At 52.9% G+C, this 25895-nt stretch carries 26 protein-coding genes and 1 pseudogene; 19 read left to right on the top strand and 8 right to left on the bottom strand.

Features of this window, described 5'->3' with window-relative positions:
- Positions 1-69: 69 nt before the first annotated feature.
- From LX66_RS03695 to rsgA, 4 genes are all read left to right on the top strand, one after another.
- Positions 70-936: a DUF58 domain-containing protein gene (locus LX66_RS03695; protein WP_145710538.1), complete on the top strand. Its 867-nt coding sequence runs from the start codon at positions 70-72 to the stop codon at positions 934-936.
- A gap of 25 nt (positions 937-961) precedes the next feature.
- Complete coding sequence (locus LX66_RS03690; protein WP_145710537.1) at positions 962-1966, top strand: protein BatD; 1005 nt, start codon at positions 962-964, stop codon at positions 1964-1966.
- 99 nt (positions 1967-2065) lie between these two features.
- A complete protein-coding gene (locus tag LX66_RS03685) occupies positions 2066-3076 on the top strand; it encodes a vWA domain-containing protein (protein ID WP_145710536.1) in 1011 nt (336 codons plus the stop codon).
- A gap of 11 nt (positions 3077-3087) precedes the next feature.
- The gene (gene rsgA, locus LX66_RS03680) at positions 3088-4023 is read left to right on the top strand and encodes a ribosome small subunit-dependent GTPase A (RefSeq protein ID WP_145710535.1); all 936 of its coding nucleotides are present in this window, start codon (positions 3088-3090) and stop codon (positions 4021-4023) included.
- On the opposite strand, the gene LX66_RS28130 is transcribed toward rsgA, so the two are convergent.
- The 3 genes from LX66_RS28130 to LX66_RS03675 are packed head-to-tail and all read right to left on the bottom strand — an operon-like array spanning position 4020 to position 4881.
- Entirely contained in the window at positions 4020-4181 is a 162-nt protein-coding gene (locus LX66_RS28130; RefSeq protein WP_158642523.1) for a hypothetical protein, read from the bottom strand. The genes rsgA and LX66_RS28130 overlap by 4 nt on opposite strands.
- Positions 4182-4216: 35 nt before the next feature.
- Positions 4217-4369: a hypothetical protein gene (locus LX66_RS28125; RefSeq protein WP_158642522.1), complete on the bottom strand. Its 153-nt coding sequence runs from the start codon at positions 4367-4369 to the stop codon at positions 4217-4219.
- 38 nt (positions 4370-4407) lie between these two features.
- Positions 4408-4881: a gamma carbonic anhydrase family protein gene (locus tag LX66_RS03675; protein WP_244620278.1), complete on the bottom strand. Its 474-nt coding sequence runs from the start codon at positions 4879-4881 to the stop codon at positions 4408-4410.
- A 153-nt stretch (positions 4882-5034) separates the two neighbouring features.
- Here LX66_RS03675 and LX66_RS03670 point away from each other — a divergent pair, with 153 nt between their 5' ends.
- From LX66_RS03670 to LX66_RS03645, 6 genes are all read left to right on the top strand, one after another.
- Complete coding sequence (locus LX66_RS03670) at positions 5035-6222, top strand: aspartate aminotransferase family protein (RefSeq protein ID WP_145710533.1); 1188 nt, start codon at positions 5035-5037, stop codon at positions 6220-6222.
- 67 nt (positions 6223-6289) lie between these two features.
- Entirely contained in the window at positions 6290-6937 is a 648-nt protein-coding gene (locus tag LX66_RS03665) for a hypothetical protein (protein WP_145710532.1), read from the top strand.
- Complete coding sequence (locus tag LX66_RS03660; RefSeq protein ID WP_145710531.1) at positions 6937-7236, top strand: winged helix-turn-helix domain-containing protein; 300 nt, start codon at positions 6937-6939, stop codon at positions 7234-7236. Before LX66_RS03665 ends, LX66_RS03660 begins: the two co-directional genes overlap by 1 nt.
- A 56-nt stretch (positions 7237-7292) precedes the next feature.
- Positions 7293-8639, top strand: coding sequence for a cell envelope integrity protein CreD (gene creD / locus LX66_RS03655; protein WP_145710530.1), 1347 nt, complete (start codon positions 7293-7295; stop codon positions 8637-8639).
- A gap of 54 nt (positions 8640-8693) precedes the next feature.
- Complete coding sequence (locus LX66_RS03650; protein ID WP_145710529.1) at positions 8694-9068, top strand: diacylglycerol kinase family protein; 375 nt, start codon at positions 8694-8696, stop codon at positions 9066-9068.
- A 62-nt stretch (positions 9069-9130) separates the two neighbouring features.
- Entirely contained in the window at positions 9131-9721 is a 591-nt protein-coding gene (locus LX66_RS03645) for a DUF1361 domain-containing protein (protein WP_158642521.1), read from the top strand.
- A gap of 118 nt (positions 9722-9839) precedes the next feature.
- On the opposite strand, the gene LX66_RS03640 is transcribed toward LX66_RS03645, so the two are convergent.
- Entirely contained in the window at positions 9840-13199 is a 3360-nt protein-coding gene (locus tag LX66_RS03640; protein WP_145710527.1) for a BamA/TamA family outer membrane protein, read from the bottom strand.
- A 57-nt stretch (positions 13200-13256) separates the two neighbouring features.
- On the opposite strand from LX66_RS03640, the gene LX66_RS03635 reads away from it, so the two are divergent.
- Positions 13257-13895 carry an MBL fold metallo-hydrolase gene (locus LX66_RS03635; RefSeq protein WP_145710526.1) on the top strand — a complete coding sequence of 213 codons (639 nt, stop codon included), beginning with the start codon at positions 13257-13259 and terminating at the stop codon, positions 13893-13895.
- A 98-nt stretch (positions 13896-13993) separates the two neighbouring features.
- Here the strand turns inward: LX66_RS03635 and LX66_RS03630 are convergent, their stop codons facing one another.
- Entirely contained in the window at positions 13994-15526 is a 1533-nt protein-coding gene (locus tag LX66_RS03630; protein ID WP_158642520.1) for an oligosaccharide flippase family protein, read from the bottom strand.
- 36 nt (positions 15527-15562) lie between these two features.
- Positions 15563-15949 (bottom strand): annotated as a pseudogene (gene arfB / locus LX66_RS03625) (alternative ribosome rescue aminoacyl-tRNA hydrolase ArfB); the annotation flags it as partial.
- 51 nt (positions 15950-16000) lie between these two features.
- Between arfB and dtd the strand changes: the two are divergent.
- From dtd to LX66_RS03610, 3 genes are all read left to right on the top strand, one after another.
- A complete protein-coding gene (gene dtd, locus LX66_RS03620) occupies positions 16001-16453 on the top strand; it encodes a D-aminoacyl-tRNA deacylase (protein ID WP_145710523.1) in 453 nt (150 codons plus the stop codon).
- A 123-nt stretch (positions 16454-16576) separates the two neighbouring features.
- The gene (locus LX66_RS03615; RefSeq protein WP_145710522.1) at positions 16577-17167 is read left to right on the top strand and encodes a Panacea domain-containing protein; all 591 of its coding nucleotides are present in this window, start codon (positions 16577-16579) and stop codon (positions 17165-17167) included.
- A gap of 3 nt (positions 17168-17170) precedes the next feature.
- Positions 17171-17626 (top strand): hypothetical protein, encoded by a 456-nt coding sequence (locus LX66_RS03610; RefSeq protein WP_145710521.1) that lies wholly within the window; start codon positions 17171-17173, stop codon positions 17624-17626.
- A 49-nt stretch (positions 17627-17675) separates the two neighbouring features.
- Here LX66_RS03610 and LX66_RS03605 read toward each other — a convergent pair whose 3' ends face one another.
- The gene (locus LX66_RS03605; RefSeq protein WP_145710520.1) at positions 17676-18158 is read right to left on the bottom strand and encodes a hypothetical protein; all 483 of its coding nucleotides are present in this window, start codon (positions 18156-18158) and stop codon (positions 17676-17678) included.
- Between the two features lie 66 nt (positions 18159-18224).
- Between LX66_RS03605 and LX66_RS03600 the strand changes: the two genes are divergently transcribed.
- The 4 genes from LX66_RS03600 to LX66_RS03585 are packed head-to-tail and all read left to right on the top strand — an operon-like array spanning position 18225 to position 21565.
- Positions 18225-18551 (top strand): nucleotide pyrophosphohydrolase, encoded by a 327-nt coding sequence (locus tag LX66_RS03600; RefSeq protein ID WP_145710519.1) that lies wholly within the window; start codon positions 18225-18227, stop codon positions 18549-18551.
- Positions 18552-18563: 12 nt separating this feature from the next.
- The gene (locus LX66_RS03595; protein WP_145710518.1) at positions 18564-19487 is read left to right on the top strand and encodes a YihY/virulence factor BrkB family protein; all 924 of its coding nucleotides are present in this window, start codon (positions 18564-18566) and stop codon (positions 19485-19487) included.
- 26 nt (positions 19488-19513) lie between these two features.
- Complete coding sequence (locus LX66_RS03590; protein WP_145710517.1) at positions 19514-20941, top strand: glycine--tRNA ligase; 1428 nt, start codon at positions 19514-19516, stop codon at positions 20939-20941.
- A gap of 48 nt (positions 20942-20989) precedes the next feature.
- Positions 20990-21565, top strand: coding sequence for a hypothetical protein (locus LX66_RS03585; RefSeq protein ID WP_145710516.1), 576 nt, complete (start codon positions 20990-20992; stop codon positions 21563-21565).
- A 2-nt stretch (positions 21566-21567) separates the two neighbouring features.
- Here LX66_RS03585 and LX66_RS03580 read toward each other — a convergent pair whose 3' ends face one another.
- A complete protein-coding gene (locus LX66_RS03580) occupies positions 21568-22293 on the bottom strand; it encodes a ferredoxin--NADP reductase (RefSeq protein ID WP_145710515.1) in 726 nt (241 codons plus the stop codon).
- Between the two features lie 63 nt (positions 22294-22356).
- Here LX66_RS03580 and mfd point away from each other — a divergent pair, with 63 nt between their 5' ends.
- Entirely contained in the window at positions 22357-25728 is a 3372-nt protein-coding gene (mfd, locus tag LX66_RS03575) for a transcription-repair coupling factor (RefSeq protein WP_145710514.1), read from the top strand.
- Positions 25729-25895: the final 167 nt, after the last annotated feature.

The raw sequence follows: 25895 nt of genomic DNA, 5'->3' as shown, positions 1-25895 counted from the left end.
AGCAATTAGCTGTTGGCAGTTTAGTGCAACGCTACTTCATTATTAATTGTTAATTATTAATTGTTAAGGGTGGATACTGCTGAAATACTCAAAAAGGTAAGACGACTGGAAATAAAGACGAAAGGGCTTTCCAACCATATTTTCTCCGGGGAGTACCACAGCGCCTTTAAAGGCAGGGGCATGTCTTTCAGTGAAGTAAGGGATTACCAGTTTGGAGACGACGTGCGGGCCATTGACTGGAACGTAACGGCGCGCTTCAACCATCCTTTTGTGAAGATATTCGAGGAAGAGCGGGAGCTCACGGTGATGCTGCTGGTAGATGTGAGCGAAAGCTCCGTGTTTGGCACCGTGCACCAGAACAAGCGTAACCTGATCACCGAGATCTGCGCCGTGCTGGCATTTTCCGCCATCAATAACAACGACAAGGTGGGCGTGATCTTTTTCAGCGACGGTGTAGAAAAATATATTCCTCCCAAAAAAGGGAAATCACATATCCTGTTCATCATCCGGGAGCTGCTGTCCTTCCGGCCTAAAAAGAAGGGCACCAACATCCGGGAGACCCTGCGCTTCTTTAACAATGCCGCCAAGAAAAAGAGCATTGTTTTCCTGCTCAGCGATTTCCTGGCCGGTAACTACCAGGATGCGCTCACCATTGCCTCCAAACGGCATGACATGGTAGGCATCCATGTGTATGACCAGCGCGACAAGGAGCTGCCGCCGGTGGGATTGATACAGATGGCCGATGCGGAGTCCGGCGCCCGCCAGTGGGTGGACGCTTCCGATAAAAGAGTGCAGCAGTTCTATACGCAGCAGTTCCTGCAGCATGTGCAGTACTGCCGCAATGCCTTCCTGAAAAGCGGGGCAGAGCTGATCAGCGTGCGCACGGATGAGGACTATGTAAAGGCATTGCAGACATTTTTCCTGAACAGGGCCTAAGTTTTAAAGCGGAGCAAAAACCATCATGCAGAAAAGTACAATAGTAAAGAGCATTTATTTATTTGTGTTGCTGGGGTATGTGCTATGTCCTTTCCGTTTGTTCGCACAAGACCGTTTTGACGTACGGGCCAGCGCCGATACGGATAGAATTCGTATAGGCGAGCAGGTAAAGCTGGAGCTGACCGCCCGGGTGGACCCCGGCAAGCTGAAGGAAGCCGGCCTGCAAATGGTATTTCCCAGCCTGCCGGACTCTTTCAACCACTGGGAAGTGGTGGACCGGTCTGCACTGGATACCGTGACCAGCGCCGGTACGCAGGAACAACTGCTCCGGCAAACACTTACCCTGACCAGCTTCGACTCCGGCCGCTGGGAAATACCGGCCCTGAAGTTTGAAATGATCGCCGCTTCCGGCAGTGTGGATTCCGCTTTCTCCGCCCCTATAGGCATTGACGTGAATACCGTTGCCGTAGATACTACCAAGGCGTTTAAACCTATCAAAACCATCCGCACCGTTGCCTGGAGCATCTGGGACTATTGGTTGTACATGGTGATAGGCGCTGCCGTGGTGCTGCTGGCCCTGGGCCTGTGGTGGTACTTCCGCAGGCGGCCCGCCAAAGCGCCGGCCCCGCCGCCCGCACCGCTGGAGCCTGCTTATGACCGTACCCTGCGCCAGTTGAAAGCGCTGGAAGCCGAAAAGGTATGGCAGGCCGGCAATGTAAAAGAATATTATTCCCGGCTCACCGATATTTTACGTACCTATTTTGAAGAGCAGTTCGGCATTGCCGCCCTGGAACAAACCACCGCGGAGCTGTTGCAGAACATCAAACCGGTGACCATCCTGAACCAGCAGCGGGACAAGCTGCGGGCCCTGCTGTCGCTGGCAGACCTGGCCAAGTTCGCCAAGCTGCAGCCTACGCCGGAAGAACATGCGGACAGCATGCAAAAGGCAGTGGAGATCGTGGAATGGACCAAACCGGCGGCCAGGCCGGCGGAAACGCCGGACGCCGAAGGCTTAAAGCAGAAAGCATAAAGCTAAAAGCCGGTTGCCATGGCTTAAATTCACTAGGATCAGCTTTGTGCTTTAAGCTTTCAGCGTAATCAATAATTTGTAATTCGTATTGCATACTCAATGGATCTGTTAATCTGGAAAAATATAACATTCGCTTATCCCTGGTGCTTCTGGCTGCTGTTGCTGATACCGGTCATGATCTACTGGTACATTAAACGGGGGCAGCGGCAGCAGGGCGCCCTGCAGGTATCCTCCATACAGGGGCTGAAAGGGCTGCCCGTATCCTGGAAGGCCCGCCTGCGCCCGGTGCTGCTGGTGCTGCGGCTGCTGGCCTATGCCGCGCTGGTAACGGCGCTGGCCCGCCCCCAGACCAGCAATACCTCTGAAAGCATTGATAGTGAAGGGATCGATATCGTGCTAAGCGTAGATATTTCCGGCAGTATGCTGGCGGAAGACCTGCGCCCCAACCGCCTGGAAGCTGCCAAAAAAGTAGCGGTAGAGTTCGTGGGCAAGCGTGTCAGCGACCGCATCGGCCTGGTCATATTTTCCGGCGAGAGCTTTACGCAGTGCCCCATTACAACAGATCATGCCGTGTTGAACAACCAGATCATGCAGATCAAGAGCGGCATGCTGCAGGACGGCACCGCCATTGGCATGGGCCTGGCTACCGCGGTGGACCGTTTAAGGAGCAGCCAGGCCAGGAGCAAGGTCATTATCCTGCTGACGGACGGTGTGAACAATACCGGCCTGGTAGACCCGCTTACCGCCCTGGAAATTGCCAAAGCATTTAAGATAAGGGTATACACCATTGGCATCGGCACCTATGGTAAAGCGCCCTTCCCCATGACCATGCCGGATGGCAGCATACAAATGCAGATGCAGGATGTGCAGATCGACGAGCCGTTAATGAAAAAGATATCTTCAGAGACCGGGGGCAAATACTTCAGGGCTACCAATACCACCGCCCTGCAAAAGATATACGGGGAAATAGACAACCTGGAAAAAACGAAGGTGGAGATCACCTCTTACCGGCATTATGCAGAGCATTTCTTCCCGCTGGCCATGATAGCCCTGGGCTGCCTGCTGCTGGAAGTACTGCTGCGCTACTCCGTTTTCCGCAGTTTACCGTAACTTGCATCGCTATGCAGGGTATCGTTTACAGATCAACCGGAAGCTGGTATACCGTTAAAACAGCCGCCGGCGGGCAATACCAGGCCCGCATCAAAGGCGTTTTCAAAATAGACGAGGATATCACTTCCACCAACCCCATAGCCGTAGGTGATGTGGTGGAGATCATGCCGGAGACCGGCGAGAACGGTATTGCTGTTATTACAGATATTGCGCCCCGCAAGAATTATATTGTACGTACCTCTCCCCACCGCAGAACACAGAAGCATATTGTGGCCGCCAACCTGGACCAGGCCATGCTGATCTGCACCATAAAAGAGCCCCGCACGTCCCGGGGCTTTATAGACCGTTTCCTGGTAACGGCCGCCGCCTATCATATTCCCGCCATACTGGTGTTCAACAAAAAAGATATCCTGAAAGCAAAGGACCTGGACAAGTTCCTGGAACTGGAAGCGGTGTATACCGCCATCGGCTATCCCGTATTGCTGGTGTCCGCCGTAAAGGAAGAAGGCATGGAGGAGATACGGGCCCTGCTGCATAACAAGGTGACCCTGATGTCCGGCCACTCCGGCGTGGGCAAGTCATCGCTGATCAACCAGTTGCTGCCGGGGCTGGAGCTGCGCACCAAAGAAGTGAGCGGCTGGAGCGGCAAGGGGCTGCACACCACCACTTTTGCGGAGATGTTTGACCTGCCTGTCGAAACCGGCGGCCAGTTGATAGATACGCCCGGCGTGCGGGAATTTGGCATTGTGGATATCCCCAAAACAGAGCTGTCGCATTATTTCCTGGAAATGCAGCCTTACATTACGCAGTGCCAGTTCAACAACTGCCTGCACATCAATGAGCCCGGTTGCGCGGTAAAAGCGGCGGTAGAGGAAGGTGAGATCGATGCGGAGCGTTATATCAGCTATGCCACTATTCTTGAGACCATCGAAGAGGAAAAGTATTAAGCCTGCTCCTTCTTTTTTCCCGGTTTATTCAGTTCGTCCAGCACTTTTTCCGCGCCCCAGTTTTTCCGGGGACTGGGACAACCGGTCTTTTGCGTACGGCAGGCGCCGAATGCAAGTATGCTGAACGTTAACAGCAGCAGGATAAGGGTTTTTCGCATACAGGGCGGGATAAATAAGGTGAATACATAGGAAATCAGAATACGCGGCTATCCATTTGTTTACGGGCCTTTTTATTGGCTTTCTTGACGCCCTTTGTGTAAAAGTTGTTGGCCGGGCAGCCCTGCTGCGTAGCGCAGCCGCCGGCTGCAATAGCGCAAAGCCACAGTAATAGGAATAGTTTTCGCATAGGCTAGGGTAAATTTACTGCAATATAATAAATTTTTATTATTTGAACCAGCCGGCGTACATGAGGTAGTTATTGGCGATGCGGTTGATCTCGCCATTGACCAGTTCCATGCTGATATCCTTTACTTTTTTTGCAGGCACCCCGGCATAGATGGTGCCCGGCTCCACCTTGGTGCCTTCCAGCACTACTGCGCCGGCGGCAATGATGCTGTTGCCGCCAATGTGGGCATTGTCCATTACAATGGCGCCCATGCCTATCAGCACATTATCGTCCACTGTGCAGCCATGCACAATGGCGTTGTGGCCAATGGATACGTTATCGCCTATGAGGGTTTTGGTTTTTTCATACGTGCAGTGGATCACCGCCCCGTCCTGTATATTCACCTTGTTGCCTATACGAATGCTGTTTACATCGCCGCGCACCACGGCATTGAACCATACGCTGCAGCCGTCGCCCATTACTACGTCGCCCACAATGGTGGCGTTGGGGGCTATGAAACAATCTTTTCCCATTTGGGGCTGTATTCCTTTTACAGGTAAAATAACAGGCATATCAATAGCTTTTAGCGGTTAGCTATTAGCTGTCAGGAAAATACGTTTTTAGCTAATGGCTAAAGACTAAAAGCTAATAGCTTAATTTTGGTTCTCTGCACAAATGTAAGAATTATGAATAACCGGCAGCTTTTTTTACGGCATGTAGCGCAAACATCGGACGCCCCGCTGGCGCTGGAGATCAACAAGGCGCAGGGCATGTATATGTGGGATGCGGATGGCAGGCGCATCCTGGACCTGATAGCGGGCATCAGCGTATGTAATGTGGGCCACTGCCATCCGCAGGTTGTAAAGGCCATACAGGAGCAGGCCGCGCAGTACATGCACCTGCTGGTGTATGGGGAGCTGGTACAGTCGCCACAGGTGGCCTTTGCCAACATGCTGAGCGCTCACCTGCCGGCATCGCTGAACAGCGTGTACTTTACCAACTCCGGTACGGAGGCGGTGGAAGGCGCCATGAAGCTGGCCAAGCGGTATACGGGCAGAACGGAGGTCATTGCTTTCAGGAACAGCTACCACGGCTCTACGCAGGGCTCCCTCAGTATTATGGGGCAGGAGGAATGGCGGAACGCCTACCGCCCCCTGCTGCCTGATGTGCAGCACCTGGAATACAATGCAGTGGCTTCCCTGGAGCAGGTTACCAGCCGTACCGCCTGCGTGGTGGCGGAAACCGTGCAGGCGGAGGCGGGTGTACGCCCGCCGGAACGGGAATGGTTACACGCATTAAGGGAAAAATGCAGCCAGGCCGGCGCCCTGCTGGTGCTGGATGAGATACAGTGCGGGCTGGGCCGCAACGGCACCCTCTGGGGCTTTGAGCAGTTTGGCATTGTACCGGATATATTATTGCTGGGCAAGGCATTGGGCGGCGGCATGCCCCTGGGCGCTTTCATAGCGGACCGGGAGCTGATGTGGAGCCTGACCCATCACCCCGTGCTGGGGCATATTACTACTTTTGGCGGCCATCCCGTGAGCTGCGCCGCCGGTATGGCGGGCATGCAGGTCCTGCTGCAGGAGGAGCTGGTGCCGGCAGTAGCGGAAAAGGAGCGGCTGTTTCATACTTACCTGCAGCACCCGGCCATTAAGGCGGTGCGCTCCAAAGGGCTGCTGATGGCGGTAGAGCTGGAGAGCTTTGCGGTGAATAAAAAGGTGATAGACGAATGCATCCGGCAAGGCGTATTGACGGACTGGTTCCTGTTTGCGCCGGAATGCCTGCGCATTGCTCCTCCCCTTATTATTACAAAGGAGCAGATAAAGGAAAGCTGTGATGTGATACTAACTGCTTTGGATAGCGTCGCGGGCTGACCGCACATCATTTTTTTCTATTCAATGCAAAACTTTCATTAACTTTGAACCACAAAGTGCTTTTTCTATGAATGAACAGCAGCATCTGCAAACGCTCAGCGACATCAAGCGCATAATGGAACGGAGCAGCCGTTTCATCTCCCTCAGCGGCCTCAGTGGCATATGGGCTGGTTTAAGCGGCTTGGGCGGCGCCTGGATAGCCTACAGTTGGCTAAACAGTTACTATGCCGCCTGGGATGCCCGCGGCGGCTACAGTGATGCAGATTACGCCTCTTTGCGCCTGCGGCTGATGCTGCTGGCCGCCGGTGTGCTGCTGGTGGCGCTGGCCGGCGGGGCCTACTTTACCTGGCGCCGGGCGCGGCGCAACGGGCTGCCCATCTGGGACGCCACCTCCCGCAAAGTGCTGGTCAACATAGGTATACCGCTGGCTGCCGGCGGACTGTTCATACTGGGGCTGATCTATAATAACCAGGTATCGCTGATCGCGCCTTCCTGCCTGGTGTTTTACGGGCTGGCGCTGGTAAACGCCAGCAAGTATACCCTTACGGATATACGCTACCTGGGCCTGGCGGAAATAGCCCTGGGTATCCTGAACATCTTCCTGTTGCGCAGGGGCATTTACTTCTGGACACTCGGCTTTGGCGTGCTGCACATTGTGTATGGCATGGTTATGTGGTGGAAATACGAAAGAAAGACCCGTGAAATCGCGAACTAATGAACAATCCGATAGGTAACCTGAATAAACTGTTTGACAGCCGCATCCGCCTGGGTGTGATGAGCGTGCTGATGGTGAACGAGGAGGTGAGCTTCAACGACCTGAAGCAACTGCTGGAAGTAACAGACGGCAACCTGGCCTCCCATCTGAACACGCTGGAGGAAAACGGCTTCCTGAAAGTGCACAAAGGTTTCGTGGGCCGGAAAACGAACACTACCTATTCCATTACCAAAGCAGGTGAAAAGGCCTTTAAAAGCCACCTGGCGGCCCTGGAGCATATGATAAAATTCATGCAGTAAAAATTTTTTTGTCTTTATACTTTGGAATACAAAGTACTTTTTAAATTGTAAAACACATGGAAACAACAAACACCACTGCGCAACGATCATTCTGGGAGCGTTATGCCTACGCTATAAAGGCCATTGTTATCGGCATCCTGGTGCTGGTGCTGCTCATTCCCACCGCCATGATCATGGGCCTGATCAACGAACGGAAACACCTGCAGCAGCAGGCCACCGAAGAGGTAAGCGCCAAGTGGGCCAATGCCCAGACCATTACCGGGCCCGTGCTGGTAGTGCCTTACACGGAGATCAATGTAATTAAAACAGAAACCGCTGTCCGGGAGGAAGAAGTGCTGCGCTACGCCTGCTTCCTGCCGGAGCAGCTCACTATCAACGGGCAACTGCAGCCCGAGATCAGGAAAAGGGGCATCTACGAAGTGGCGGTATACGGCTCCCGGTTCCAGCTCAGCGGGTCGTTCACGGCGCCGGACCTGGCAGCGCTGAACATTTCCTCCGAGCGTTTGCGCTGGAACGAGGCCTCCCTGGCCATGGGCATTTCCGATATGCGGGGCATCGGCAACCAGGTACAGGTACTGTGGAACGGGCAGCCCTTCGTGTTTAACCCCGGTACACCCCCCGGTGGGCTGCTGGGAAGCGGCTTGCAGGCCAAAGTGCCGCTGGCAGCGGAAAGCGTAGACTCAGCGGGTGCCAGTTTCACCATTAACCTGCAATTGAAGGGATCAGGGGAAGTGAATTTTTCGCCCGTGGGAAAAACCACGCGAGTCAACCTGCAGGCCGGCTGGTCCGATCCCAGCTTTGACGGCGCCTTTTTGCCGGACACCCGCAAAGTGGAGGACAAGCACTTTTCCGCCGCCTGGCAGGTACTGCACCTGAACCGTAATTTTCCCCAAAGCTGGATATTAGGCAATGATAAATATGACATTCATGATGCGGATTTCGGCGTAAAGCTGTTCCTGCCGGTGGACGTTTACCTTAAATCCATGCGGGCCGTGAAATACGCCATCCTCATTATCGGTCTCACCTTCCTGCTATTCTATTTTATTGAGCTGCTGCGGCACCATTCCGTTCATCCATTACAATATATACTGATAGGCGTGGCCCTGTGCATTTTTTACACCCTGCTGATCTCACAGGCGGAGCAGTTGGGCTTCAACGCGGCTTACTGCATCGCTACCCTGCTTACACTGGGGCTGGTCACCACCTATACGGTCAGCGTGCTTAAGAAAACCGGCACGGCGCTGGCCGTGGGCGGCACGCTGCTCACCCTGTATGGTTTCATTTACGTGATCATCCAGTCAGAGGACCAGGCTTTGCTGATGGGCAGCCTGGGCCTGTTCATCATCCTGGCCATTGTCATGTACTTCAGCAGGAAGATCCGCTGGGAGGCCCTGGGCAGGTAAGGCCGCCTCGCAGTTTTTAGTTATTTTACTGTGCTCAAAAGCATGCATGATATTATGACCGGACCTAAAACCAATTACCTGCGCCGCCGCCTGCTCAGCTTCCGGTATGCCTTCAGCGGCATTGCCGCCTTTATCATCACGGAGCCGCACGCCCGCATACATGCCCTTGCTACCGTGCTGGTAGCCGCCCTGGGCCTTTATGCCCGCATTACCGCCTCCCAGTGGATAGCCGTGGTGATCGTGACCGGCATGGTGTGGATCACGGAGATGCTGAACACCGTGATCGAGAAAATGATGGACCACCTCTCGCCGGAGTACCATCCCCGGGTAAAGTGGATCAAGGACGTGGCGGCCGGCGCTGTGCTGGTGGCGGTGCTGGTAGCTGTTTTGACGGGTGCGGTCATATTTCTGCCGGTTTTTATTAAATAGCGAACGATAGATCACTTATGTCACTATATGCCATAACCGGACCTAAGCGGAATGCTTTGCTGATGTCGGTAGCTTTCAGTCTTTTACTATTGCTTTCCCGTTTCATACACACGGGCAGCCTGCAGTATGCGTTCCTGTTATGGAACCTGTTCCTGGCATGGGTGCCTTGCCACATTACGCTGCTCATGCAGTCCTATGGCGCCGTTCGCTGGTCGCTGCTGGTGTGGTGGGGGGCTTTCGGGGCCTGGCTGGTATTTTTACCGAATGCGCCCTATATACTCACAGACCTGTATCATTTGCCCGAAGGCGGCGCGCCCAGGTGGTTTGACCTGATCCTGATCCTGTCCTTTGCCTGGAACGGCCTGATACTGGGCTTTATCTCCATCCGGCAAATGCAGGTCATGTGCGTGGAGCGGTTCCCGCAATGGCCGGTGCGGCTGTTTGTTCTGCCGGTAATGTTGCTGTGTGGCTGGGGCGTGTATATAGGCCGCTACCTCCGCTGGAACAGTTGGGACCTGCTGGTAGCGCCGGTGCCGCTGTTACGGGAAACGGGCGCCATGCTGCTGCATCCCCTGCAGTATGCCCATGCCTGGGGTTTTTCCATTTGCCTGGGCTTGTTCATGCATATTATTTACAACCTCAAGAAAGGTTAAATTCCAAAATCCAAATCCCAAATTCCAAAATGTAGGCAATCCGCCAATAATACTGACCTGTTACGGGTAGTTGGGCGATTACCGCTATTTTGGAATTTGGGATTTGGATTTTGGAATTTTAAAAATCCACCCCCATACCAAAGTACCAGATGGGATTGCCACGGAAGAAGGCGATCATTGGCCAGCCGGCATCCACCCGCAGGAAGTAGCCTGCAATGGTAGTACGGGCGCCAAAGCCATAGCCGCCTACAAACGGTCCCAGGAAGCCTTCCTTGATCTTTACGGTTACGCCGTCGCTACCGGTATAGTAGGTATAGTTAGCGTCTTTAAAGCTCAGTTTTTCGTTCCAGGCGGTGCCAATGTCCAGGAACTGCGTGAGCTGGAAGTTGCGCAGGAAAGCGGAGTTGATAGGCTTGTCTATCAGCGTGGCAAATACCGGCAGGCGCAGCTCGGAGTTAAAGAGCATCACGTTATTGCCGTTCTTGGCATTTTGCTTATACCCGCGCAGGTTCACGGCCAGTGTCTGGAAACCGTAGTTGGTATTGAGATTTACCGGTGTATTGGTATTGATCTGCGGGTTCAGCCAGTTGTCCACGCCGCCCAGGTAGTACAGCAGCTTGCGGGAGCCCCAGGATATATCCATGGCAAAGCGGGTGGCCCATATAAAGTTGCGGTATATCTTTTCGTAGTGGCGCACGTCTACGCCCATATTATAAGTAAACTTACCCTTGCCCGCAGCAGTGGGGTTAAAGAAACCGTTCAGGTCGCCGGAGATCTGGGCGTTCATATCTCCGTAAACCTTGTAGCGGGTGCCGTGCCAAATGTTGATGGCCGGGTTGATGGTATTGTCATACACATACTCCAGGCGCAGTAAGGCATAGTTCTCGTAGAAGTCCTGCACTTTCAGGCTCTGCTCGTCGGAAGCCAGTATTACCATCCGGTCGTTACGGAAGCCGGTTTGCAGGCGCAGGCTCCGTACCTGGTCAAACGGGTAGCGCACATCCAGTTGGTACAGGTTGGTCTTCAGCTTAATGGGATAAACATCGCCCAGGGACGCCTTGTCTACCTTGCGATAGTACGTGAATTTATAATCAAACCGTTTTTTCAGGTAGGCAAAGGAAAAGAAATATTCCGTTCCATCCAGGGAGGAGGGGAAGCGGAAGCCGCCGCTGAACTTGTAGTCCTCCATGAGATCGCTCACCCCGATCCGGATAAGGCCGTTCACCGGGTCTGTGAGCCGGATGGGGCTTACGGGCTGGCCGGTAAATGGCTGGTACCGGTTAATGAGGATAGAGTTGTCTATCTGCGCGATCAGGTAGTCTGATGAGAACTTCAGTTTGTAAGGCAGCAGCCGGGCCCTTTTGAGAATGGGTATTTCCCGGGGTTTTTCCACCGGCGGTATTTCCTGTTGCGCCACAGCCGTATCGGCCGGGTCATTCGCAAACTCGCTCTGGAAAAAGTCCGGGCGCTTTACGGTATCTTTTACGGGCTGCCCGTTGTAAATGGGCAATCCCAGCCGGAGGCTGTCCTGGCGCATTTCGTACTGCCGGAAGGAAGTAGGTCTTGCGCTTACATTGCGCCTGCGCAGGGTGTTGGTATCTACCTTCAACTTGTACAGGCGTTTGTATTCCGTATTCAGGGCGATCACCTCGGACACGGTGCCTTCATCGCCGGCGATGCGGGACTCCAGGATGCCGTTGCGATAGTTGGTAACCGGGAACACATAGGTAGAGTCCTTGGTCAGGGCGATCACCTTCATGGAGTCCGGTTCTGTAGCACCGTAATCAGCCAGGGCGGAGTCCAGGTCCTCCTTCTCAGGGTTATGCAGTATTTCGGAGCCTACAAAGAAGAGGGAGTCCACACCTGCCCGTTCTGTTTTAAAGAAACCGGCATAGCGGTTGCGGATACCGTTCTCGTCCGATACAAAGGTAAAGTGTGTGGTATTGTACTGCATGGGCAGCCGGGCGTCGCCATATTTCATATCGGTCAACTGGGAGATCTGTTTTTCGGAGGTCTTATTCCAGTTATCGATCAGGAATACGTTGTAATGAGCATTGGGCAGCACCGTATCCGCGCTCCTGGCGTTGGGCGAGGGGCGGTTGGAAGAGTAGATAATGCCGCTCTTACCCGGGAATGCCACAAAGGAGGGGTCCAGGTCGTCATACACATCGTTCGTGATCTGCTCCGTTTTATAGTTGCTGATACTGTACGTGTAAATGTCCGTATGCCCGTTCTTGATGGCGGACAGCAGCAGGGTATTGTCAAACTCGAAGAAATACTTCATATCCACTACCCGGTCAAACTGGGTCAGGTCCTGTTTGATGGTGGTTTTGGTGATGAGGTCGTAGATCATCAGCTTGGTCTTCCCTTCATGCTCGTACACAATGGCCAGGCGGTTGCCCTTCTGGTTCCAGGCCAGTTGCGGGTAGTTGGGGTCCAGTTGGTTGGCCAGTTGCCGTACGCCGCTCTTCAGCAGCACTTTTGGCTTCAGGTAGCCGAGCTGTATCTGTACCCGGTATTTTCCTTTGGTATATTCTACTACGGCGTAGGAATTGTTCTTGGGATTGGCCTGGAAGCGGTAGAAGTCGGACTTCTTGGTTTCCCGGGTCACGATGCTGCGCCCGCGGGTCACCTGCCGGCGGCGGCGGTTGTCCTGCTGGTAGCGCCGGATATTGTACATCCAGAAATCCTCCGTGGTTTTCTTGGGCGTCATGTGCAGCACCTGTTCAAACCCTCTTTTCAGGCCCCGGTTAATGCGGGCAATGTACATAAGGTAAGGCACCGCATCCTTGCCGAACTTGGTTTCCACGTAGTACCAGAAGGCATGCCCGGCCAGCACGGGGTGGTCGTAAGCCAGTTGGTTGAACTTCCGGTACTTGCCGGACTGCAGGGCGGCCTTCAGCGCTTCGTCATTTTCCGTGTTCCAGTGCTCTGCCGCATAGGCAATAAAACCGTCTGTAAACCATTTGGGGAAATCGATCAATACGGAGTTTCCGGCAAATTCACCGATATCTTCGCCGAACAGCAGGGTTTCCAGCATCACCCGGGCAATGCCCTGGCGGATCTGCCGGTGCAGGTGGGCATGGTCGCCATCAAAGTACACCAGCATTTTATTGCCTACCAGTTTGGTGACCCCGCCGGTATTCTGCCAGTCCACCCCGATCCCGATGTTGGATTGCTTCATTTCACCGAAGCTGTTATATACCACAATATTCAACCTTTGCCGGAAGGTGAACTCCATGAACTGTTCCAGGGAGGGCAGCTCCTTTTCCGCTACCTGGGCCACGTATTTGCCCAGCTCCAACCCGCTTTGTGCAAAGTAGGTATTGAAGTGCCGGGTCTGATAGTACCTCCACTTGAAATTCTTGAACTGTACACGATTCTGTCCGAATTCAACAGTATTGGTCTGCGCATGGGATAAATACGTGGCTAGTAATAGGGTACCGGTAAAGAATAACCTGGTAGTAAATCGGTTCATACAGAAAGTATTGATAATATTGTGATCTGAATTAAAATTAGCAAAAATCGGGTAACAATGATTGAAATCCAATATTTCGCCGTCAATCCGCTTCAGGAAAACACCTACCTGCTTATAAACGAAAAAAAGGATTGTATAATTATAGACCCTGGCTGTTATTTTGAGGAAGAAAGAAAAGAATTACTGGAGTATATCGAAAAAGAGGGGCTGAATGTTACCCGGCTGCTGAACACGCATTGCCACTTTGATCATATTTTCGGCAACCGGCTGGTAGCCAAAACATATCATGTAGGGCTGGAGATCCACCGGCTGGAGCAAACGGTGCTGGACCGCTCCCCCCAGGTAGGCGTGATGTACAATATTCCCTTTGAGCCCTCGCCCATGCCGGCCCGTTATATGGAGGAGGGGGAAAAGATCCTTTTCGGGCAGCATGAGCTGGAGGTGCTGTTCACCCCCGGCCACTCGCCCGGCAGCATTTCCTTTTACTGTGCAGAAGAGGGGTTTGTGATCAGCGGGGATGTGCTGTTTTACCAGAGCATTGGCCGTACGGACCTGCCCGGTGGGCATCATGAAACCCTGCTGAACAGCATCCGGCAGCAATTGTTCGTGCTGCCCGACGGGGTTAAGGTATATCCCGGCCACGGGCAGCCCACCACCATTGGGTTTGAGAAGAAGCACAATCCTTTCCTCCAATAGGAATTAATAATGAAGAATTAATAATTAATAATCGTTGCGCCAGTGTTCCAGCGTAACAGGGCTCTTTCTATTATTAATGCTTAATTGTTCATTATTAATTATCGAAGAAACCGCCCGATAAAAGGCAGCTTCCGGAACTCCTTTTTCTCCATTTTCAGGATAAACCAGGCGTAGGCGCCGAACAAGAGCGTAGCCACCGCCAGTGACAGCGGCTTCAGGGCATAGATGTCGCCAGGCGAAAGCAGGCGGGTGTTCAGCAGGTGGAACAGGTACCAGGTGACCACCGCCAGCGTAATGTAGGTAATGATCCGCGGAAGATGGTAAGGCACCGGGTAATGCTTTTGTCCCCATACATAGCAGATGGCCATCTGTACAAAGTAGCATACCATGGTGGCCAGCGCGGCCCCGTAATATCCCATCACCGGTATCCACCAGTAGTTAAGCAGGAAGGCCAGTGCGGCCGTGATGAGGGTAATGACGGCCCCCGCCCGGGTACGGTCCGTGAGCTTGAACCAGATGGTGAGGTTATAGTAAATGCCTAAGAACATATTGGCCAGTAGCAGCACCGGCACAATGCGCATGCCCGGGTAGTAGAAGGGCTTGCGCAGGAATATTTTCCAGATATTGAGGTACAGGCTTACAAACAGGAACATGAAGCAGAGCAGTATCACGAACAGCTTCATGATGCGGGCGTATACCCGCTGCGGGTGCTCGCCCTCCGCCTGTTTGAAGAAGTAGGGCTCCGCGCCTAACCGGAATGCCTGTATGAACATGGTAATGAGGATAGCCAGCTTGTAGTTGGCGCTGTACAGGCCAATGATCACTTTCTTGGCTTCCATGTCATCGCCCGGCAGGTACTGGGGCAGGAACCAGGCCCGGTCAAAGGTTTCATTCACCATGCCGGCCATACCTACAATGATCAGCGGGAGGGCGTACTGTATCATCTTTTTCCATAGCGCCGTGTCAAACTTCCACTCAATACGCAGGTACTGGGGCAGGAACAGCAGCAGGGTAAGCCCGCTGCCCAGCATGTTACTCAGGTATACATAACCCAGTTGGCTGTCGCCCGTCTGTACGTTGGGCAGCCAGTGGTGGCCCTGCTGGTACAGCTTGGGGCACAGGTACAGGAAGAAAACGTTAAATCCTACGGTAGCGGCAATACCGGCTATACGGATAATGGCGTAGCGGATGGGCCGGCCTTCCAGCCGCAACTGGGCAAAGGGAATGGCGGCCAGCGTATCAAAGGCCATGATCAGTATAATGTAGGTGTAAAAACCGGGATTCGCGGACAGGCCGGCCAGCTCGCCGGCATAGGAGTGAATGACTGGGCCCCGCATCAGGAACAGCAAAATGCAGATGGCGGTAGTGGATACCAGCAGGGAAATGGTGGCGCTGCCGAGCACATGCTGCTGGTTCTCCTTTTTGGCAAAGCGGAAAAAAGCGGTTTCCATGCCATAGGTCAGCACAATGTTCAGGAAGGGGATATAGGCATACACATTTTGCATTTCCCCGTAGGTGGCAGGCGGTATAAGACCCAGGTAAAAGGGAGTCAGGAAATAATTGAGCAGCTTGCTCGCTATATTGCTTAATCCGTAATAAACCGTTTGTCCTGCCAGTGATTTAATGCTCAATGCGCTGAATTTTATATAAAAATAATCCAATAAACCTTATTCCAGCCCTCCGCGCCGCTGCTGCTTCTTTTCTGACAGGCGTTTTTTGAACTGCAGGCGTTTTTCTTTTGCTGCTTTGGATGGTTTCGTAGCGACCCTTTTTTTACGGGGCGTCAGGGCTTTGCGCAGCAGCTCGTGCATCTTCTTTACCACCAGCTCCTTGTTGCCCAGTTGGGTGCGGGCCTCCTGGGAGCGTACCTGCAGCAGCCCTTCGGCAGTAATGCGGTTAGCCAGTACCTGCTGTACGATCGCTTTCTGCGAGGGGGTGAGCAGGGCCGATCCGGCAATGTCAAAATAGCCTTCCACCATGGTCTCTACCTTGTTCACGTTCTGTCCGCCCTTACCGCCGCTGCGGGCCGTCCGGAAGCTGATCTCCGGCGAAATATCCAGTTGCATGTGTGCAATTTATTAACTTCCGCACAAAAACCATTCAATATGCGGGCGGTTATACAACGGGTTACACAGGCATCGGTTACAGTTGACGGGCAAATAACGGGCAGTATCCGGCACGGGCTGCTGGTGCTGCTGGGCATTGAAAATGCGGATATGGTGGAAGATATTAGCTGGCTAAGTGGTAAGATAGTGAACCTGCGCATTTTTAACGATACGGCGGGCGTAATGAACCTGTCCGTAAAGGAAACCGGCGGCGATATCCTGCTGGTGAGCCAGTTCACCCTGCATGCCAGCACTAAAAAAGGCAACCGCCCCTCGTATATTCGTGCCAGCAAGCCGGAGCAGGCCATTCCCCTGTATGAGCAAATGATTGCGCAGTTGGGCCTGGACCTGGGAAAACCGGTACAGACCGGCATTTTTGGGGCGGATATGAAAGTGGCCCTGCTTAATGACGGGCCGGTGACTATATTTATAGATACGAAGAACAGGGAATGATAATATCACAGTTTAAATGCTAAATAAATTAGCAAATTATGTGAAGGTGTCTTAAATTTGTGTAAATTAAGGTGAAATAGGCCTGTTTGCAGTTGCTTATAATGTTACTTTAACAGAATAATTATGAAGCAGGAGGTTTATACAAAAGCTCAAATTGATAAGCTGGGAAATGCAATTGTTTTTCTTGCGGGGAAAATCCCTTCGATGACAAAAACAAAGCTACTCAAGCTTATATATATTATCGAAGAGCTTTCTGTAAGGAAATATGGGGTGCCTTTTTTTGATTTGAAGTTTGATGTTTGGAAGCTGGGGCCGGTTTCCAGGGATCTGTTTGTTGAGCTATCTTCCGAACCTGTTTTGCTTGCAGAATATATCATAAGGGAAGAGGCAACAGACACAACTGTCATTAAGCCTAAGCAGCAATTCTCGGATGACGAATTTAATGATACCGAGATAAAATTATTAGAGGAAATTGCCGAAAAGTTCAGGCACTCCAGTGCAAATGACCTGGTGTTGTTTACCCATAGAAAGCACTCCCCATGGTATTTAACCGCGCAAAGAAATGGGCTGCTGGAATACTTTGAAAGCGGGCAAATGAACGCTACCGACGTGGAAATTGATCTGAGCCAGCTTTTGGAAGACCAACCGGAGAAACTGTTATTTTATAAAGATCATAAGGAGTTTATCCAGCAGAGTAAACGTTTAAAATCATAGGAGTTGTATACCCCGGGAAGAATCATCTACTTTGACCCATTTTATTTTAAAAATGGCGCCAGTGCACGATCCAAGTACTTTCTGGTATTAAAAGTGATCGGCAATGTAACAGTGCTGGCCAGTTTACCTTCCAGTAAATACCATTTGCCAGCCAGCCTGGATATAGATCATGGATGTATTGAGATACCTGATGGATGTGTAAATTGTTATGTATTTAAAAACGGGCAAATAATTACAAAATGCGGATTCAGTTTTGAATTGGACACTTTTTTGTATGGGCAATGGCTGGACGAGTATGACCTGGAGAATCTGAAAGATAAATACCAGGTTGAAGGTATAGAATATAAGATCATTGGTGAATTGCTGGAAGATGAACTGCAAAAAGTAATTAATTGCTTTACCGCTTCAGCAGTGGTCAAAAGAAAGTTTAAAAGATTGTTAGCACAATCCCCGTTGTAGCGCATGATGCCCTGTTATAATTGGGTTGTCGAAAACGTTAAATCTATCCCTACAAACAAGGCACCCGTAAAAAAGGAACCGTATCAAACTGTATGCGGGCCGGGTCCTTGTCAAAAACGGGCCGTCCCTCCTTATCAAAATCGCCCGGCAGGCCTGCATAGGCTTTCCCGTCTTCCAGCTTGAAAAGAGTTTGCACGGTGCTTTCCATGCCTTCGCTCATGAAATGGTACTGCACATCTATAATGCTGTCGCGGAGCGAGCCTTTGATGTTCCCGGCGCTTTTGTCCTTTTCATAGTTGCGGTAGGCCAGGTGGCCGCTTACGCTGTCATGCCTGACCTGGAACTGCAGGATCACGGAATCCCTGCCCACCACCTTCATAAAACACTGCAGCCCGGTATTGGTTGGTACAGTATGTGCGGCTGAAGCACTATCACCCGGGTGGGTGATGCTCGTGGAGCTGTGATTGGCGGGCTGCTGGCAGCCGGCTATGATAGCGGCGCCTGCTAACAGGAAGATGGGAATAGCTTTCATAAACCTAATATAACAAATAATGTTATCTTACGAATACCGATTTATTTGCATAAAACCATCTTGAAAATGACAATCAGCGAAGCCCAGGAAAAAATAAACAACTGGATCAACAGCACCGGCGTCCGCTATTTCAGTGAGCTGACCAATATGGCCATCCTCACGGAGGAAGTAGGCGAAGTGGCCCGGATCATGGCCCGCCAGTACGGCGACCAGTCATCCAAGGAATCCGACAAAAAGAAAGACCTGGCCGATGAACTGGCCGATGTGCTGTGGGTACTGCTCTGCATTGCCAACCAGACCGGCATAGACATGACGGTGGCCCTGGAAAAGAATTTTGAGAAGAAGAATGTACGTGATGCCCTGCGCCACCAGCAGAACGAAAAACTGAAATAACCGCCTGCTATCATGGAACAACGTGGAGCTACCAAACTGAACACCTACCTGCAGGTGCTGAAACAGTCGGCTACCGGGTTTATGGATGATAAAGTGCTGAAACTGAGCGCTTCCCTGGCCTACTATACCATTTTTTCCGTGGCCCCCATGTTGATCGTGATCATCTTCTTCTGCGATCTTTTCCTGGGCAGGGATGCGATAGAAGGCACCTTGTACGGGCAGATCAAGGACCTGGTAGGCAGCCAGGCGGCCATACAGGTACAGCAGATGATCCGCAATGCCTCCCTTTCCGGGGATATGAACTGGGCCACCATTGTGGGCTTTATAACCCTGGTAATAGGCGCTACCGGTGTGTTTGCCGAGATACAGGATTCCATTAACGCCATCTGGCGGCTGAAGTCAAAACCCAAAAAAGGCCGTGGCTTGATCCGGATGCTGCTGAACCGCCTGCAGTCCTTTTCGCTGGTGATCAGCATGGGCTTTATCCTGCTGGTATCCCTGGTGGTGAACGGGGCCATAGAAGTGCTGAACCAGCGCCTGCTTTCCCTTTTCCCTGAAGTGGCCGTGGTGCTGGTATACATCCTGAACCTGCTGATCACTTTCCTGGTGATCACCGCCCTTTTTGCCATCATCTTCAAGGTGCTGCCGGATGCCCGCATCGGCTGGCGGGACGTGATAGTAGGGGCGGTTACCACCGCCCTCCTGTTCATGCTGGGCAAGTTCGCCATCGGGTTTTACCTGGGCGCCAGCAAGATCGGCTCCGGCTATGGCGCGGCCGGCTCCATCGTGATCATATTGCTCTGGGTGTACTATTCCGCCGCCATCCTGTACTTTGGCGCGGAGTTTACCCGGGCCTATGTACAGCATTCCGGCGCCCGCATTTACCCCAATGACTACGCGGTATGGGTAAAGCAGATAGAGATAGAGGAAGAATAACACATTACTATTATCTTTGCGCCACTATGGCAACAGATCAGCATAAATTCCAGGCGATCATATCGCATTGTAAAGAATACGGCTTTGTTTTCCAGTCCAGTGAAATATACGACGGCCTGAGCGCAGTATATGATTATGGTCAGTACGGCGCCGAGCTGAAAAAGAATATACGCGACTATTGGTGGAAGAGCATGACCCAGATGCACGAGAACATCGTGGGCATTGATGCGGCCATCTTCATGCACCCCACCACCTGGAAGGCTTCCGGCCATGTGGACAACTTCAGCGATCCCATGATCGACAACAAGGACAGCAAGAAGCGCTACCGGGTGGATCACCTGATAGAAGCCCACGCGGAAACGCTGGCCCCCGCAACTGCCGATGCCCTGCTGCAGCAGATGAACGAACTGCTGAAGGAGAACGACTTTGCCGGGCTGAAACAGCTCATAGAGACCAATAACATAAAATGCGCGGTGAGCGGCACCAACAACTGGACAGAAGTGCGCCAGTTCAACCTGATGTTCTCCACCCAGTTGGGCAGCGTATCCGATGAGGCCAGCGAAATATACCTGCGCCCGGAAACGGCCCAGGGCATTTTCGTGAACTTCCTGAACGTGCAGAAGACCGGCCGCATGAAAATACCTTTCGGCATTGCGCAGGTAGGTAAGGCCTTCCGTAACGAGATCGTGGCCCGGCAGTTCATATTCCGTATGCGCGAGTTCGAGCAGATGGAAATGCAGTTCTTCATCCGCCCCGGCTCCCAGAAAGAATGGTATGCCTACTGGAAGGAAGAACGTATGAAATGGCACCTGAGCCTGGGTACCCAGCCGGAGCGCTACCGTTTTAAGGACCACGAAAAGCTGGCCCACTACGCGGATGCTGCCGTAGATATCGAGTACGAGTTCCCCATCGGCTTCAAGGAAGTGGAAGGCATTCACAGCCGTACCGACTTCGACCTGAAGAACCACCAGGAGTACAGCCGCAAAAAGCTGCAGTACTTTGACCCCGAAACAAACCAGAACTACATCCCCTACGTAATAGAAACCTCCATCGGCCTGGACCGCATGTTCCTGCTCACCGTGTGCAATGCCTACGAAGAGCAGGACCTGAGCACACCCGAAAAGCAGGACAGCCGCGTGGTGCTGAAATTCCCGCCCCGGCTGGCGCCCATCAAGCTGGCGATATTTCCTTTAACCAAGAAGGATGGGTTACCGGAAATTGCGAGGGAGCTTATGGACCAATGTAAGTCCTCTTTCTATTGTTTTTACGAAGAAAAAGATGCTATCGGTAAGCGCTACCGCCGCCAGGACGCCATTGGTACGCCCTTCTGCGTAACCATTGACCACCAGACGAAGGAAGACAATACCGTCACCATCCGCTACCGCGACAGTATGGAGCAGGAGCGCATCCCCATGGCGCAGGTACGGGAGCGGGTGCTGCAGGCGGTGCTGTAACTATCCGTAGCGGCGGAACGTTTTAACAGGCATAACCCTTGTTTGCCTATGACCGCTAAATTTTACGTATCCGCCGCCCTGTTATGGCTCACCCTTACTGCACAAGCCCAAACCCCTGTTACCAGCCCGGCCGCCTGGCAGCCGGATAAAAGCCGTCACAGCATCTATGCCGGCATTATGGGAGGAGGCGTGTTCCTGTCCCTGCATTATGAACTACGGTTGCAGCCGGACCAATTGGGCTGGGGCGCCCGTATCGGCATCGGCTATGCGCCCGGCTATGAAGAAACGAAGCATATACGGGGCGACTCGGGCGTATGGATAACGTCCAACCAGCATTACCCTTCCAAGCTCACTATCCCTTTCAATGTCAATTACCTGCTGGGAAAGGCAGGCAGCCCGCACCGGCTGGAACTAGGCCTGGGCCTTACCTATATGGACGGGGATGCCAAACTGTTTGACCAGGTCACCACCCGGCATACCTGGCTGGTAATGGGTACGGTGGGGTACCGGCGGTTTTACTTCCACAACCGGCTGATGTGGAAAATAGCCTTTACGCCGGTGATCTCGCTGGATGCCGATTACCCGCTGCCCTATGCGGAAGGCGGGATCGGGCTGCGGTTCTGAGCCTAGCCGTACAGCTCCAGGTGTATATCCTTCCGGTCGTACCCCATGGCCAGTATGCGCTGCTTGGCCTCATCGATCATGGCTTTCCAGCCGCAGAGAAAAAAGTAGGCCGGTTTCCGGTCAGCCAGCATTTCCTCGTACACCGTGTGCACGTAGCCTTTACGGCCGGTCCAGGAGGGGGAATCTTCCCGGGATAAGGTGGGGATATATTGAAAATCAGGGAGTTCCTGCTGCAATTGCTGCATCTCATCCGGGTACAGCAGGTCTTTTATGTACCGGCTGCCATAGATCAGGTAGATGTTCCGGTGCGGCACCTGGTGTTTGTGAATAAAATGCGCCATGGACCGGAAGGGCGCTATGCCCGTGCCGGTACAGATCAGGAACAGGTCCCGGTCCAGCGCTTCCGGCAGTATGAATACGCCCAGCGGGCCCCGCAGCAGCAGCTCGCTGCCCTCTCTTACCTCGTTGAAGAGGTAGGTGGTGCCTGCCCCGCCTTCCAGCAGCACGATCACCAGCTCGATGGTGTTGCTACCATTCGGGCAGGAGGCGATGGAATAGCTGCGCCAGCGTTTGTTCTTCTTTTCGTGGATGGGCAGGTCCAGGGTAACAAACTGCCCCGGTTTGAAATCAAAAGGCTCCTTATCAGGGACCTGGATCCAGAAGCGGCGCGTATTATGCGTTTCGTTTACGATTTTGGTGACGTAACCGTTATGCCATTGCTCCAGCATTTTGTATCAGGTGTTTACTGTAATTTAAGGAAAATCCAACTTATTCTTATCTTTGCACCCTTCATGAATCTACAGGGTGTTTTACAACTGTACCAACGGGACGCCCGCCTGCAGCAACTGGTAAAAGGATTACAATTGCCCGTGCCGCAATATTTCCAGTTAACCGGGCTTACAGGCAGCGCCGTGAATTTTGTGTCCGTTGGTACCTGGCAACATGCAGAAAATGCGAACCATCTCTTTATTCTAAATGATAAAGAAGAGGCAGCCTATTTCCATAACGATCTGGAACAGCTAAGCCAGGCACTCGACATCTTTTACTTCCCCGATTCATTCAAAAAGACCGGCCAGTTCCAGGAGCTGAACAGCAGCCATAGCATGCTGCGCACAGAAGCGCTCATGAAATTCTCCGGCGACCAGCGCAAAAAAATGCTGGTCACCTACCCGGAGGCCTTATGGGAAAAAGTAGCCGGCTCCGCGGCCTTCGGCGCCAATATGGTGCAGTTGAAGGTGGCAGATGTGCTGAAAGTGGACGAGTTGCTGGAAAAGCTGGTGAGCTGGGGCTTCCACCATACGGATTTTGTATATGAGCCGGGGCAGTTTGCCCAGCGCGGCGGTATACTGGATATTTATTCTTTTGGCAATGACAAGCCTTACCGGATTGAGCTGTTTGGCGAGGACATCGATTCCATTCGCCTGTTTGATCCCGAGACCCAGTTGAGCGAGCGCAAGCTGAGCCAGGTAACGCTCATCGCCAACATGGATACCCGCGCGGCGGACCATCTCCGGACCTCCCTGCTGGAATTCCTGCCGGCCAATACCATTGTATGGATCAAGGACCCCGCCTATGTGCAGGAGGTGGTGCAGCAGATGGAGCAGCGGCTGGACGACTGGCTGCAAACCGGGCAAAAGGTGAAGGTAGATGAAGAGGAGGACATGACCCTGACCGAAGACGATTTTACAAAGGCATCCGTGCTGATGGAGCAGTTGCTGCAAAGGCACTGCATTGTGTTCGGCAACCGGCGCTGGTGGGAAGAGACCGGCCGCCCTGCCACGGTGCTGGCCTTTGACACGCAGGAGCAGCCCGTGTTTAACCGGCAGTTTGAAATGCTGCTGAAAGACCTGGACCGCCATAACAGCGATCAATACACCCTGTTCATCTTTGCAGACAATGCCCGCCAACTGGAAAGGCTGCGCAGCATTTTCGAGGACCTGAAAGCGCAGTTTGTTTTCTACCCGATACCGGTGGCGCTGGGCCAGGGCTTTATTGACCATAACCTGAAGATCGTTTGCTATACCGATCACCAGATATTCCAGCGCTATCATAAGTACAAGGTAAAACAGGCGTATAACAAGAATAAGGCGATCACGCTTAAAACCCTGCGGGAGCTGCAGGCCGGCGATTTTGTCACGCACATTGATCATGGCGTGGGCATGTACAGCGGCCTGCAGAAAATAGAGGTAGGCGGTAAAATGCAGGAGGCCATCCGCATTATTTACAAGAACAATGACCTGCTGTATGTAAACATCAACTCCCTGCACAAGATCAGCAAGTATACCGGCAAGGAAGGCGTGGAGCCGCGGGTGAACAAGCTGGGCAGCGATGCCTGGGACAAGCTGAAGGAAAAGGCCAAAACCCAGGTAAAGGATATCGCCAAGGACCTGATACGCCTGTACGCCGCGCGCAAGGCGCAGCAGGGCTTTGCACACTCGCCGGACACCTACCTGCAAACCGAGCTGGAAGCGTCCTTTATTTACGACGATACGCCGGACCAGAGCAAGGCCACCGCAGATGTGAAGCGGGATATGGAATCGCCCAGCCCCATGGACCGCCTGGTGTGCGGCGATGTAGGCTTCGGTAAAACGGAAGTAGCGGTAAGGGCCGCCTTCAAAAGCCTGGTGGATGGCAAGCAGGCCGCCGTGCTGGTGCCCACTACCATCCTGGCTTTCCAGCACTACAAAACCTTTTCCGACCGCCTGAAGGATTTCCCCTGCACGGTAGACTACCTGAACCGGTTCAAGTCCGCAAAGGAAAAGAAAGAAACCCTGCAGCGGCTGGCCGAAGGCAAGATCGATATAATTGTAGGCACCCACGCCCTGCTGAGCAAGGACGTAAAGTTCAAAGACCTGGGCGTGCTGATAGTGGATGAGGAACAGAAGTTCGGCGTGTCCGCCAAGGAGAAGCTGAAGCAGATCAAGGTGAACGTAGATACGCTCACCCTAACGGCAACGCCTATACCAAGAACCCTGCAGTTCTCCCTGATGGGCGCCCGCGATCTTTCCATCATCAACACCCCGCCACCCAACCGGCAGGCCATAGAAACGGAAGTGCATGTGTTTGACCATGACCTGATCCGTGATGCGATCTATTTTGAAACAGAGCGCGGCGGCCAGGTGTATTTTATCCATAACCGCGTGCAGGGCCTGGGAGAAATGGCCGGGCTGATTCAGGGACTGTGCCCGGACCTGTCCATTGCCACGGCGCACGGCCAACTGGAAGGCCACAAGCTGGAGGAGGTGATACTGGACTTCATAGACCGCAAATACGATGTGCTGGTATGTACCAACATCGTGGAGAGCGGGGTGGATATTCCCAACGCCAATACCATCATCATCAATAATGCGCACCACTTCGGGTTGAGCGACCTGCACCAGTTGCGCGGGCGCGTGGGCCGCAGCAACAAAAAGGCGTTCTGCTACCTGCTGGCGCCGCCGGTGAGCACCCTGCCGGCAGACAGCCGCAAGCGCCTGCAAACCCTGGAGCAGCACAGTGAGCTGGGCAGCGGTTTCCAGATATCCATGCGCGACCTGGATATACGCGGCGCCGGTAACCTGCTGGGCGCAGAACAGAGCGGGTTTGTAGCGGAGATAGGCTTTGACATGTACCAGAAAATACTGGATGAAGCCATCCGCGAGCTGAAGCAGAACGAGTTCCGTGACCTGTTCAAGGAACAGTTGGAGCAGAAAAAGGATTTTGTAAGCGACTGTACCATCGATACCGACCTGGAAATACTGATACCGGACAGCTACGTGGAAAGCATACAGGAACGCCTGAACCTGTACCAGGAGCTGGACAACATTATGGCGGAAGACAAGTTGCAGGCATTTGCCGCCGGCCTGCAGGACCGCTTTGGCCCCCTGCCGGAGCCGGTGGAGGACCTGCTGACCACTATCCGTTGCCGTTGGATGGCCATTGCACTGGGCTTCGAAAAAATGATGCTGAAAGAAGAAACACTGCGCTGTTACTTCATCAATAACCCGGACTCCCCCTATTTTGAATCGCCCACGTTTAACCACATACTTACCTATGTGCAAACCCGGGTGAACAATGCCCGCCTGAAGCAGGTAGGCAAGAACTTCATGCTGGTAGTGTCCCGCATCCGCTCCATGAACGACCTGTACGCCTTCCTGAAAGGAATGGAAGACGCCAGGCAGTAAGGCTGTAACTTATTTTTCCCCCATACGTTTCATGCACACCATACGCCCGCAAAAGGAATTGCGGGAATTTTTTTCTGCCTTTTATGGAATACTGTAGAGAAACTGCATCATGCTTCTGAAAACAGCGATAGCTGAAAATACACCAAGTAAAAAAACTAAAACAATAC

Origin of the sequence: Chitinophaga japonensis (genome assembly GCF_007830125.1) — a bacterium.
In the GTDB taxonomy this organism is placed as follows: domain Bacteria; phylum Bacteroidota; class Bacteroidia; order Chitinophagales; family Chitinophagaceae; genus Chitinophaga; species Chitinophaga japonensis.
This window is presented reverse-complemented; position numbering and strand designations above follow the sequence as displayed.